Annotated in this window: 12 protein-coding genes and 1 other annotated feature; all 12 genes read left to right on the forward strand. The window is 40.6% G+C overall.

Annotated elements, in window-relative coordinates; all coding sequences use genetic code 11:
- The first annotated feature begins 67 nt into the window (after window positions 1-67).
- The 12 genes from rpmG (at window position 68) to rpsL (ending at window position 12,955) form a co-directional block, all read left to right on the forward strand.
- Window positions 68-214, forward strand: coding sequence for a 50S ribosomal protein L33 (gene rpmG / locus J7E67_RS24875; RefSeq protein ID WP_214716664.1), 147 nt, complete (start codon window positions 68-70; stop codon window positions 212-214).
- A 47-nt stretch (window positions 215-261) separates the two neighbouring features.
- Entirely contained in the window at window positions 262-444 is a 183-nt protein-coding gene (gene secE / locus J7E67_RS24880) for a preprotein translocase subunit SecE (protein ID WP_088084972.1), read from the forward strand.
- A gap of 135 nt (window positions 445-579) precedes the next feature.
- Window positions 580-1,116 (forward strand): transcription termination/antitermination protein NusG, encoded by a 537-nt coding sequence (gene nusG, locus J7E67_RS24885; protein ID WP_214716665.1) that lies wholly within the window; start codon window positions 580-582, stop codon window positions 1,114-1,116.
- A gap of 234 nt (window positions 1,117-1,350) precedes the next feature.
- Window positions 1,351-1,776, forward strand: coding sequence for a 50S ribosomal protein L11 (gene rplK / locus J7E67_RS24890; RefSeq protein WP_007085303.1), 426 nt, complete (start codon window positions 1,351-1,353; stop codon window positions 1,774-1,776).
- A 102-nt stretch (window positions 1,777-1,878) separates the two neighbouring features.
- Window positions 1,879-2,577, forward strand: a complete 699-nt coding sequence (rplA, locus tag J7E67_RS24895) for a 50S ribosomal protein L1 (protein ID WP_168241499.1) — start codon at window positions 1,879-1,881, stop codon at window positions 2,575-2,577.
- A gap of 53 nt (window positions 2,578-2,630) precedes the next feature.
- Window positions 2,631-2,776, forward strand: a sequence feature (ribosomal protein L10 leader region).
- 33 nt (window positions 2,777-2,809) lie between these two features.
- Window positions 2,810-3,310, forward strand: coding sequence for a 50S ribosomal protein L10 (gene rplJ, locus J7E67_RS24900; protein WP_088084975.1), 501 nt, complete (start codon window positions 2,810-2,812; stop codon window positions 3,308-3,310).
- A gap of 58 nt (window positions 3,311-3,368) precedes the next feature.
- Complete coding sequence (gene rplL / locus J7E67_RS24905) at window positions 3,369-3,728, forward strand: 50S ribosomal protein L7/L12 (RefSeq protein WP_214716666.1); 360 nt, start codon at window positions 3,369-3,371, stop codon at window positions 3,726-3,728.
- A 105-nt stretch (window positions 3,729-3,833) separates the two neighbouring features.
- Entirely contained in the window at window positions 3,834-4,436 is a 603-nt protein-coding gene (locus tag J7E67_RS24910) for a class I SAM-dependent methyltransferase (RefSeq protein WP_214733016.1), read from the forward strand.
- 252 nt (window positions 4,437-4,688) lie between these two features.
- Window positions 4,689-8,246 carry a DNA-directed RNA polymerase subunit beta gene (gene rpoB / locus J7E67_RS24915; protein ID WP_214716668.1) on the forward strand — a complete coding sequence of 1,186 codons (3,558 nt, stop codon included), beginning with the start codon at window positions 4,689-4,691 and terminating at the stop codon, window positions 8,244-8,246.
- Between the two features lie 90 nt (window positions 8,247-8,336).
- Window positions 8,337-11,936, forward strand: a complete 3,600-nt coding sequence (gene rpoC, locus J7E67_RS24920) for a DNA-directed RNA polymerase subunit beta' (protein ID WP_214716669.1) — start codon at window positions 8,337-8,339, stop codon at window positions 11,934-11,936.
- Between the two features lie 246 nt (window positions 11,937-12,182).
- On the forward strand, window positions 12,183-12,431 hold the full coding sequence (locus J7E67_RS24925) for a 50S ribosomal protein L7ae-like protein (protein WP_214716670.1): 249 nt from the start codon (window positions 12,183-12,185) through the stop codon (window positions 12,429-12,431).
- 101 nt (window positions 12,432-12,532) lie between these two features.
- Window positions 12,533-12,955, forward strand: coding sequence for a 30S ribosomal protein S12 (gene rpsL, locus J7E67_RS24930; protein ID WP_026565517.1), 423 nt, complete (start codon window positions 12,533-12,535; stop codon window positions 12,953-12,955).
- The last annotated feature ends 20 nt before the right edge of the window (window positions 12,956-12,975 follow it).

A 12,975-nucleotide genomic window follows, 5' to 3' on the forward strand; every position in this document is an offset into this window, starting at 1 on the left:
TGACAATAATTAGGACTCATGCTACATTTTTAAGGATATAATAGAAAATTGGGTAAAGGTGTCGACTATGAGTAAAAAAGTAATCCTTTCCTGTGCTGTTTGCGGCTCGCGAAATTATTCGACGATCAGCAAGCAGACACAAACAGAGAGATTAGAATTGAAAAAATTCTGCAAAACCTGCACCACCCATACCATTCATAGAGAAACGAAATAATGATCATAGATTTTTGCAGTTATTTTTAGATTTTGGGGGTTACAGAAATGCAGCGCATAACTAAATTCTTCAGTGATATTTTCCGTGAGATGAGAAAAGTTAGCTGGCCAAAACGTGGGGAACTAACTCGCTCAACGCTTACTGTTCTATCGACCGTTGTTTTTTTTGCAGCGTTCTTTGCGGTTCTAGATTTAGGGATTTCAAAATTGATTCGCTTAATTCTTGAATAATAAATCCACTTTCATGGTATAATGGTGATTAATAAAGGAATTTTTATCTAAAGCCCGTTTCACGGGTTTTTTGTTTGTTCAAAAAATAGTCTTTGAATAAGAAATAGGGAGGGACGGACGTTCAAGTCCTCTTAAATGGAAAAAAATTGGTATGTTTTACATACTTACTCAGGTTATGAAAATAAGGTAAAAGCGAATTTAGAAAAACGAGTCGAATCGATGGGTATGACAGATAAGATTTTCAGAGTGGTTGTCCCTGAAGAAGAAGAGACTGAGATCAAAAATGGCAAGACAAAAGTAGTAAAGCGCAAAGTGTTCCCTGGTTATGTATTAGTTGAAATTGTGATGACTGATGATTCTTGGTATGTGGTTCGGAATACCCCGGGTGTAACCGGCTTTGTTGGTTCATCTGGTGGTGGATCGAAGCCTACTCCATTGCTTCCGGAAGAAGTTGTCGTTATTTTAAAACGCATGGGGGTTTCCGAAAATCGCGTCGATGCTAATTATGAGATTGGTGAAACGGTTCGAGTGAAGGAAGGTCCATTTGCGAACTTTACTGGGTCTGTGGAAGAAATGGATAAGGATCGCGCAAAACTGAAGGTTCTTGTCAATATGTTTGGCCGTGATACCCCGGTAGAACTGGATTTCACACAAATCGAGAAGCTAGATTAAGACAAGCAGAAGCGCCTCAATTGCGGCGATATTCAAAGAAAATAATGTTATATTGTAAAAAAACTTGAAATCATTTTTAAAAAGTGGTAATATTTCATAGGTCAGTATGTCTCCACTGTGAGACAAGACTTATGTTAAGTTCTTTATGATCAATAGATAAAGACAGATGCCTGAGTGGGAGGATTCCTAACGGATTCCTATTACCACATCACGGACTTTAAGGAGGTGTGTCTCGTGGCTAAAAAAGTAATTAAAGTCGTTAAATTACAAATTCCTGCTGGGAAAGCTAATCCAGCGCCGCCAGTTGGTCCTGCACTAGGTCAAGCCGGTGTTAATATCATGGGATTCTGTAAAGAATTTAACGCTCGTACAGCAGATCAAGCTGGTTTGATCATTCCTGTTGAAATCACGGTATTTGAAGACCGTTCATTTACATTTATTACGAAAACTCCTCCTGCTGCCGTTCTTTTGAAAGTAGCAGCTGGAATTCAGTCAGGTTCTGGTGAACCTAACCGTAATAAAGTAGCAACAGTAAAGCGTGATACAGTACGCGAGATTGCGGAACAAAAAATGCCTGACCTAAACGCAGCTAGCGTTGAAGCAGCAATGCGCATGGTCGAAGGTACTGCGCGCAGCATGGGTATCGTCATCGAAGACTAATTCATGTAACTGTTCGTGTTGAATGAGTGGGGTTGCGTTTCTGCGCAACCTTTATTCGTGGGAGAATAATTCGCTAAAACCACAATCTAGGAGGAAATAAAAATGGCTAAAAAAGGTAAGAAGTATTTAGAAGCTTCAAAGCTTGTAGATCGCCTAAAGGCATATCCAATTGCAGAAGCAATTGATCTTGCTAAAAAAACAAACTTCACTAAATTTGATGCAACTCTAGAAGTAGCATTCCGTTTAGGTGTTGACCCTAAGAAAGCTGACCAACAAATCCGTGGTGCAGTTGTACTTCCAAACGGAACTGGTAAAACGCAACGCGTTCTAGTTTTCGCTAAGGGTGAAAAAGTAAAAGAGGCAGAAGCAGCTGGTGCTGATTATGTAGGTGATGCAGAGTACATCAACAAAATCCAACAAGGTTGGTTTGAATTTGATGTAATCGTAGCAACTCCTGACATGATGGGTGAAGTTGGTAAACTTGGTCGTGTATTAGGACCTAAAGGTTTAATGCCAAACCCTAAAACAGGTACAGTAACATTTGATGTGACTCGTGCGATTAATGAAATTAAAGCTGGTAAAGTTGAATACCGCGTTGACAAGTCTGGTAACATTCACGTGCCAATCGGTAAAGCATCTTTCGAAAACGAGAAGCTTGTTGAAAACTTCAACACTATCTTTGAAACTATGCTAAAAGTGAAACCATCTGCAGCAAAAGGTACTTACATGAAGAACGTAACTGTTGCTTCAACAATGGGACCTGGCGTTAAAGTTGATCCTTCATCTGTAGCAGTTAAATAAATTTTACCAATTGACAATCTAGAATAGATTTTATATAATCTATTTTGTTGTTTAAAATAATAACATTTGTACTGAAGACAGCAGGTGCTCTAGCAGCTTAATTTCCTGCCGAGGTAATGCGATAGAATTGGCTGAATTATTCAGCTGTTGTATGCTGCCTCCATGTCACCGATTGATATGGAGGCTTTTATTTGCCTAGTATGAATGTAGACAATCTACAGGAGGTGTAAAGATGAGCAGTGTAATCGAACAAAAGCAACTAATCGTTAACGAAATTACTGATAAGTTAAAGAACAGTGTATCAACAGTTGTTGTTGATTATCGTGGTCTTTCAGTTGCAGAAGTAACTGAACTTCGTAAACAACTTCGCGAAGCAGGCGTTGAATTTAAAGTTTACAAAAACTCAATGGTTCGCCGTGCGGCTGAAGCTGCTGAACTTGCTGGTTTAAACGCTGCATTAACAGGTCCTAACGCAATCGCGTTCAGTACTGAAGATGTAGTAGCACCAGCTAAAATCTTGAATGACTTTGCGAAAAAACATGAAGCACTTGAACTTAAAGCAGGTGTAATTGAAGGAAACGTTGCAACAGCTGAAGAAATTAAAGCTCTTGCTGACCTACCATCACGCGAAGGTTTACTATCTATGTTACTCAGCGTACTACAAGCTCCAATCCGCAACCTTGCTCTTGTTACAAAAGCAGTTGCAGAACAAAAAGAAGAACAAGGCGCGTAAGTTAGCCTGAATACGCACATCAAATAAATTTGAACGAAAACTAAGGAGGAAATTTATCATGACTAAAGAACAAATCATTGAAGCAGTTAAAACTATGACTGTTTTAGAACTTAACGATCTAGTAAAAGCAATCGAAGAAGAATTCGGCGTAACTGCTGCAGCTCCTGTTGCAATGGGTGGCGCAGCTGTAGCGGCTGTTGAAGAACAAACTGAATTTGATGTTATCCTAGCTAGCGCTGGCGATCAAAAAATCAAGGTTATCAAAGCTGTTCGTGAAATCACTGGTCTTGGACTTAAAGAAGCAAAAGACCTTGTTGACAACACACCAAAAGCTGTTAAAGAAGGCGTTTCTAAAGAAGAAGCTGAAGAAGTTAAAGCTAAACTTGCTGAAGTTGGAGCAAACGTTGAAGTTAAGTAATAATCTTATAAAAAAGCTCGCTGTATAAGCGGGCTTTTTTTGCCTTAACTAAATTTTTAGTCCTCGTTTATCTTCAATTATTAATATTCCTCGGAGGTGAGTCAGTTGTCTGAACACTACTATTCTCGAATGCAGAAGGTTGAAAGTGACCCAAAATTTTGGGATTACACTTTAAAAGATAACCAGTTCCGTTTTAAAACGGATAACGGTGTTTTTTCAAAAAGAGAAGTAGATTTCGGCTCACGTTTATTAATTGAGTCTTTTGAAATGCCGAATGCAGATGGATTACTCCTGGATGTAGGCTGCGGCTATGGACCAATTGGTCTTTCGATTGCGAAATCTTACCATGATCGTATGATACATATGATTGATGTTAATGAACGGGCAATTGCTTTGGCGAAGGAAAATGCAGAACTTAATCGGATACAGAACGTTGAGATATATGAAAGTGATCGTTTGCTGAATGTAAAAGAAAACACGTTTGCTGCTATTTTAACAAATCCACCGATTAGAGCGGGGAAAAAAACGGTTCATGATATTTTTGAACAAAGCTTCGAGCATCTTACATCTCAGGGTGAGCTCTGGGTTGTCATTCAAAAGAAACAAGGAGCACCATCCGCAATTGAAAAATTAAATAATTTATTTAACCACGTCGAAACTATTGACAAATCCAAAGGTTATTTTGTCATAAAGGCACAAAAAAGTTGACTTGAAAATGTCACTATGATAGCATTATAAAATGCCATCATAATAATTTCCGAATTATTCCTTTAAATACTTAATTTCAGCGTATAAAAAAGGGATATTAAGGAAATGATGACAAAATAATAGTCAAAATGTGAAAATGTGGTTTTTAGTAAAAAACCCTTTTTCTTTTTGTTTATTGGAAAGGAAGTAAAGTTCTGATCCATAAACGCTTATAGATTTTAATAATAACGCTTGATTTGAGGGGTGAATCAGTTGACAGGTCAACTAGTTCAGTATGGACGACACCGCCAACGAAGAAGTTACGCACGAATCAGTGAAGTTTTAGAATTACCAAATCTTATTGAAATCCAAACCACTTCCTATCAATGGTTTCTTGATGAGGGTTTGCGTGAAATGTTCCAGGATATTTCACCAATAGAAGATTTTACTGGTAACCTATCACTAGAATTTATTGATTACAGCCTTGGCGATCCAAAGTATTCTGTTGAAGAATCAAAAGAACGGGACGTTACATATTCTGCTCCATTACGTGTAAAAGTACGTCTTGTAAACAAAGAAACAGGCGAAGTAAAAGATCAAGATGTTTTTATGGGTGATTTTCCACTTATGACTGAAACGGGTACGTTTGTCATTAACGGGGCAGAACGTGTTATCGTTTCACAATTAGTGCGTTCTCCGAGCGTTTACTTTAGTGGGAAACTCGATAAAAATGGAAAACGTGGCTACTCGGCTACTGTCATTCCGAACCGCGGCGCTTGGCTGGAATATGAAACAGACGCCAAAGATGTCGTATATGTGAGAATAGATCGTACTCGGAAACTGCCCGTTACGGTTCTTTTGCGTGCACTTGGCTTCGGTTCTGATCAAGAAATCATCGAATTGATCGGTGATAACGAGTACATCCGTAACACATTAGAGAAGGACAATACAGAAGGTGTTGACAAAGCGCTTCTAGAAATTTACGAGCGACTTCGTCCGGGTGAACCCCCTACTGTTGAAAACGCAAAGAGTCTATTAATTTCGCGTTTCTTCGATCCAAAGCGATATGATCTTGCGAATGTAGGTCGTTATAAAATTAATAAAAAGCTTCATATTAAAAACCGCTTATTCAACCAGCGCTTAGCAGAATCCCTTGCGGATCCTGAAACGGGCGAAATTATCGCTGAAAAGGGAACAGTTCTAGACAGGAGAAACCTGGATAGAGTCTTACCAGCCTTGGAAAAGAATATTAATTTCAAAGGCTTCAATCCTTATGGCGGCGTAGTCGATGAGGAAATTACTCTTCAGGACATTAAGATTTATGCTCCTGGCGATGAGAATGAAAAAGTAATTAATGTCTTAGGTAACGCCTATGTGGCCGAACCAATTAAAAATATTACACCAGCTGATATCATTGCGTCGATTAGCTACTTCTTCAATTTATTGCATGGAGTAGGCGATACAGATGATATTGACCATCTAGGAAACAGACGTCTTCGCTCTGTAGGAGAACTCCTACAAAATCAGTTCCGAATCGGATTATCCCGTATGGAACGTGTAGTTCGCGAAAGAATGTCAATCCAAGATACAGCAACAATCACACCACAGCAATTAATTAATATTCGTCCGGTTATTGCTTCGATTAAAGAGTTCTTCGGAAGCTCGCAATTATCGCAGTTCATGGATCAAACCAACCCGCTTGCTGAATTAACACACAAGCGTCGTCTATCTGCATTAGGACCAGGTGGTTTAACGCGTGAGCGTGCTGGATTCGAAGTTCGTGACGTTCACTACTCTCACTATGGCCGTATGTGTCCGATTGAGACACCAGAGGGTCCGAACATTGGTCTAATAAACTCGTTATCATCTTATGCAAAAGTAAACCGTTTTGGGTTTATTGAAACACCTTACCGTCGTGTCGACCCTGATACAGGGAAAGTAACGAGTCGGATTGATTACTTAACTGCTGATGAAGAAGATAACTATGTTACAGCCCAAGCGAATTCTCGTCTAAGTGATGATGGTTCATTCGTCGATGAAGATGTTGTTGCTCGTTTCCGTGGTGAAAACACGGTAGTTAAACGTGAACGAATTGATTATATGGATGTATCGCCAAAGCAGGTTGTGTCTGCGGCAACAGCGTGTATCCCATTCCTTGAAAACGATGACTCCAACCGTGCCCTTATGGGTGCGAACATGCAGCGTCAAGCAGTACCGCTTATGCAGCCAGAAGCTCCTAGAGTTGGAACGGGTATGGAATACGTATCCGGTAAAGACTCAGGTGCTGCGGTTATCTGTAAGCACGAAGGTATTGTTGAGCATGTAGAAGCACGTGAAGTATGGGTGCGTCGCATTAATGTTGTTGATGGTCAAGAGGTTAAAGGTAATCTTGATAAGTACCGTATGTTAAAATTCATCCGTTCCAATCAAGGAACATGTTATAACCAACGTCCAATCGTTGCTGTGGGCAACCGCGTAACAAAAGGCGAGATTCTTGCTGATGGTCCATCAATGGAACTTGGTGAATTAGCTCTTGGACGCAACGTCCTTGTTGCCTTTATGACATGGGATGGCTATAACTATGAAGATGCGATTATTATGAGTCAACGTCTTGTTAAAGATGATGTATACACATCTATCCATATCGAAGAATACGAGTCAGAATCTCGGGATACAAAGCTTGGACCTGAAGAAATTACACGTGATATTCCAAACGTGGGTGAAGATGCCCTTCGCAACTTGGATGAGCGTGGAATTATCCGTACCGGTGCTGAAGTTAAAGACGGAGATCTCCTAGTTGGTAAAGTTACGCCAAAAGGAGTTACAGAATTAACGGCAGAAGAACGTCTTTTACACGCGATCTTTGGTGAAAAGGCACGTGAAGTTCGTGATACGTCACTACGAGTTCCACATGGCGGCGGCGGAATTGTTCTTGATGTAAAAGTCTTTAATCGTGAAGATGGCGATGAACTGCCACCAGGTGTGAATCAACTGGTCCGTGTTTATATCGTTCAGAAGCGTAAGATTTCTGAGGGAGATAAAATGGCGGGACGTCATGGTAACAAAGGGGTAATCTCTCGTATTTTACCGGAAGAAGATATGCCGTTTTTACCAGATGGTACACCTGTTGATATCATGTTGAATCCACTGGGCGTACCTTCACGTATGAACATTGGACAGGTGCTTGAACTTCACCTTGGGATGGCAGCTCGCTACCTAGGTATTCATGTCGCTTCTCCTGTATTTGATGGAGCGCGTGAAGAAGATGTTTGGGGAACGATTGAAGAAGCAGGAATGGCTCGTGATGCGAAAACGGTCCTTTATGATGGCCGTTCTGGGGAACCATTTGATAACCGTGTCTCTGTGGGTGTCATGTATATGATTAAACTCGCACACATGGTCGATGATAAACTCCATGCCCGTTCAACTGGTCCTTACTCACTTGTTACGCAGCAGCCATTGGGCGGTAAAGCTCAATTTGGCGGACAGCGCTTTGGTGAGATGGAAGTTTGGGCACTAGAAGCATACGGAGCAGCATACACACTTCAAGAAATTCTTACTGTTAAATCAGATGACGTTGTTGGTCGTGTGAAAACATATGAAGCGATTGTTAAAGGCGAAAATGTTCCAGAACCTGGTGTTCCTGAATCATTCAAAGTATTAATTAAAGAACTTCAGAGTCTTGGAATGGATGTAAAAATTCTTTCTGGTGATGAAGAAGAAATCGAAATGCGCGATACGGAAGATGATGATGACTTACAACAAGTCGATACGTTAAACATCGTTCCTGAGCAAGCATTTGAATCTGAAAAAGTCGGTTCAAAAGAGTAATAATATATGCTAGTTGGAGTGCAATCTGCACTCCAACTTTATTGGGCAATAAGGGTAAAACCTGGAGATATCAAAAGGGAGGTAGGCCCCTTGCTGGATGTTAATAATTTTGAGTATATGAAGATTGGTCTTGCTTCACCGGACAAAATCCGTTCATGGTCTTTCGGAGAAGTCAAAAAACCAGAAACGATTAACTATCGTACATTAAAGCCTGAAAAGGATGGTTTATTCTGTGAACGAATTTTCGGTCCAACGAAGGACTGGGAATGTCATTGCGGGAAGTACAAGCGTGTCCGTTATAAAGGCGTTGTATGTGACCGCTGTGGTGTGGAAGTAACTCGTGCTAAAGTTCGTCGTGAACGAATGGGGCACATCGAGCTTGCTGCACCAGTTTCACATATATGGTACTTTAAAGGAATTCCAAGCCGAATGGGACTTGTTTTAGACATGTCACCAAGGGCTTTGGAGGAAATCATCTACTTTGCTTCTTATGTAGTGACGGAATCCGGTGATACAGCTCTTGATAAAAAGCAGCTATTATCTGAAAAAGAATATCGGGCATACCGTGAAAAGTACGGAAACAAATTCCAAGCTGCCATGGGTGCAGAAGCAATTAAAAAACTTCTTTTTGATATCGATTTAAACAAGGAAGTAGACGCCTTAAAAGAGGAATTAAAAAGTGCGCAAGGTCAGCGTCGTACGCGTGCGATTAAACGCCTTGAAGTGCTGGAAGCATTCCGTGGTTCTGGAAATGAGCCTTCATGGATGATTCTTGACGTTCTTCCAGTTATACCTCCTGAACTTCGTCCAATGGTTCAATTGGATGGGGGGAGATTTGCGACATCTGACTTAAACGATCTTTATCGTCGTGTAATAAACCGTAATAACCGCTTAAAGCGTTTGTTAGATTTAGGTGCTCCAAGCATTATTGTTCAGAATGAAAAACGGATGCTTCAAGAAGCTGTTGATGCCTTGATTGATAACGGCCGCCGCGGGCGTCCAGTTACAGGACCAGGTAACCGTCCATTGAAGTCACTTTCCCATATGCTAAAAGGAAAGCAAGGCCGTTTCCGTCAAAACTTGCTTGGAAAACGTGTAGATTATTCTGGACGTTCCGTTATCGTTGTAGGACCGAACTTAAAAATGTATCAGTGCGGACTTCCTAAAGAAATGGCGTTAGAACTATTTAAGCCATTTGTTATGAAGGAACTCGTTGAAAAGGGCTTAGCGCATAACATCAAATCTGCAAAACGTAAAATAGAAAGAGTATCTCCAGATGTGTGGGATGTACTTGAAGATGTAATCAGAGAGCATCCGGTATTATTAAACCGTGCCCCTACATTGCATAGATTAGGGATTCAAGCATTTGAACCAACACTTGTTGAAGGCCGTGCGATTCGTCTTCATCCTCTTGTATGTACAGCATACAATGCGGATTTTGATGGTGACCAAATGGCTGTTCACGTGCCGCTTTCATCAGAGGCACAAGCAGAAGCACGATTATTAATGCTTGCAGCACAAAATATCTTAAACCCTAAAGATGGTAAGCCTGTTGTTACTCCTTCTCAAGACATGGTTTTAGGTAACTATTACTTAACCTTGGAAAGAGATGGCGCTGTCGGTGAGGGAATGATTTTTAAAGACACGAACGAAGCAGTACTTGCTTATCAAAACGGCTATGTTCACATGCATACACGTGTAGCTGTCCATGCGGGCTCATTAGGAAATGAAACATTCACAGAAGAACAAAATAATAAGTTATTAATCACAACGGTTGGTAAACTTATTTTCAATGAAATTCTGCCAAAATCATTCCCGTATATTAATGAACCAACTAGACAGAATTTGGAAGTAGAAACACCTGTAAAATATTTTGTTGAAAAAGGCGAAGACATTAGGGCGAAAATTCAAGAAATGCCATTAATTGATCCGTTCAAAAAGAAAATCCTTGGAAATATCATTGCTGAAGTATTCAAGCGTTTCAAAATTACCGAAACGTCAAAAATGCTTGACCGCATGAAGGACTTGGGCTTTAAGCATTCAACGAAAGCAGGACTTACGGTTGGTGTAGCTGACATTGTCGTACTTCCTGAAAAGCAGGAAATTCTTAAAGAAGCACAAGGTAAAGTAGATAACGTTTTGAAGCAGTTCAGACGTGGTCTAATTACTGAAGATGAGCGTTACGATCGTGTTATTGCGATCTGGAGTGCCGCAAAAGACACCATTCAAGGTAAACTAATGAAATCCCTGAATAAATCGAATCCAATCTTTATGATGAGTGATTCCGGTGCCCGTGGTAACGCATCTAACTTTACCCAGTTAGCTGGTATGCGTGGTCTAATGGCCAACCCGGCTGGGCGAATTATTGAATTACCGATTAAATCAAGTTTCCGTGAAGGATTAACCGTATTAGAGTACTTTATCTCCACTCATGGTGCGCGTAAAGGTCTTGCTGATACTGCCCTTAAAACGGCTGACTCTGGTTACTTAACACGTCGTCTTGTTGACGTTGCACAGGATGTTATTGTCCGTGATGATGATTGTGGAACAGACCGTGGCTTTATAATCAGTGCATTAAAAGATGGAACTGAAATTATCGAAGGATTGGATGAACGTCTAATTGGCCGTCATGCACGAACTGCGATTAGACATCCAGAAACCAAGGAAGTACTTGTTCCTGAAAATGGCTTGATTACTGAGGATTTAGCAGAAATTATTGTCGAATCAGGTATTGAACAAGTAAAAATCCGGTCTGCGTTTACATGTAATACCCGTCATGGTGTATGTAAGAAGTGTTATGGCCGCAACTTGGCAACTGGTCAAGAGGTTGAGGTTGGTGAATCTGTAGGTATTATTGCAGCGCAATCCATCGGTGAGCCGGGTACACAGTTAACAATGCGTACTTTCCATACAGGTGGTGTTGCGGGAGACGATATTACTCAAGGTTTACCGCGTATCCAAGAGATTTTTGAAGCTCGTAACCCTAAAGGTCAAGCAGTTATCACTGAAATTGAAGGTGTTGTTGTTGGAATTAATGAAGGCCGTGATCGCCAACATGAAATTGTTGTTCAAGGTGAAGTTGAATCACGCACCTACAATGCTCCATATACAGCACGCTTGAAAGTGGCAGTAAATGATCATGTCGCTCGTGGTGAAGAACTAACTGAAGGTTCGATTGATCCGAAAGAGTTAATCAGAGTAAAAGATGTTACCTCTGTTCAAGAGTACCTATTAAAAGAAGTACAAAAGGTTTACCGTATGCAAGGGGTAGAAATTGGTGATAAGCACGTTGAAGTAATGGTCCGTCAAATGCTGCGCAAGGTTCGTGTGGGGGATGCTGGTGAAACAGATGTTCTTCCAGGAACGCTTCTTGATATCCATCAGTTTACTGATGCGAATGAAAAGGCATTGTTAGCTGGCAAATTACCGGCTACAGGTCGTCCAGTATTACTTGGTATTACCAAAGCGTCGCTTGAAACTGATTCATTCCTATCTGCAGCATCGTTCCAAGAAACAACAAGAGTTCTTACCGATGCAGCTATCAAAGGTAAACGTGATGAATTACTAGGTCTAAAAGAAAATGTTATTATAGGAAAGCTGATTCCGGCTGGAACAGGGATGCCGCGTTATCGTAAAGCTGAGCCTGTACTCCGTGATACCACTTCTGAAGAAACAGTTACTATTGATTAATAAAATATGGTTAATGTCTAGCTCCAGCGCCTAGGGGCTCGAGGTCATAAGCCAATCCGTCGGGAAGGTTATAAAGCAACCTTCCCGTCGGCTCGTCTTATGCTTGTCGCCCCTGATCAAGGCGCTTGCGCTTTTCGATATTCCTTATTTTAAGAAATTATCTAAAGTCGTGTTGACATCCATTTGCAAAGATGGTACTATATCAAAGGTGCTCCTATTCACCTGATACTTTGGAGGATATGAATTATGTCTTATGAAAAAGTATTGCAGGCACGAAAGTTCGTTATAGGAACAAAACAAACAGTCAAAGCACTTAAAGATGGTAATGTGCGAGAGTTGATTATAGCAAGTGATGCTGATGCGAAAGTAACAGCAGCAGTTGTTAAAGAAGCTCTTGATATAAATGTTCCTATCCTCTATGTTGACTCGATGAAAAAACTCGGGAAGGCATGTGGGATTGAAGTTGGTGCTTCAACTGTTGCAATTATCAGCTAAAAGCGTTTTTGTAGATAGCAAGTCTGCAAAAACTTTGTTTTTGCGAAAAAATGAACCACCTGGATGTGTGGGCTTACAATTAATGAAGGGAGGAAACACAAATGCCTACTATTAACCAATTAGTGCGCAAGCCTCGTCAATCTAAAGAGGAAAAGTCAAAATCACCTGCGTTAAATAAAGGTTATAACAGCTTCAAAAAATCACAAACGAATGTATCATCACCACAAAAACGCGGTGTATGTACTCGTGTTGGTACAATGACTCCAAAGAAACCAAACTCAGCGTTACGTAAATATGCGCGTGTACGTTTGACTAATGGTATTGAGGTGACAGCATACATTCCTGGTATTGGACACAATCTTCAAGAGCACAGCGTTGTTCTTATCCGTGGAGGACGTGTAAAGGATTTACCAGGGGTACGTTATCACATCGTACGTGGAGCACTTGATACAGCTGGTGTAAACAACCGTATGCAAGGACGTTCTAAATACGGTACTAAGAGACCAAAAGCAGCTAAGAAATAAAACAACTTAAATAGAAGCTT

This window comes from Bacillus sp. ISL-46, assembly GCF_018613205.1.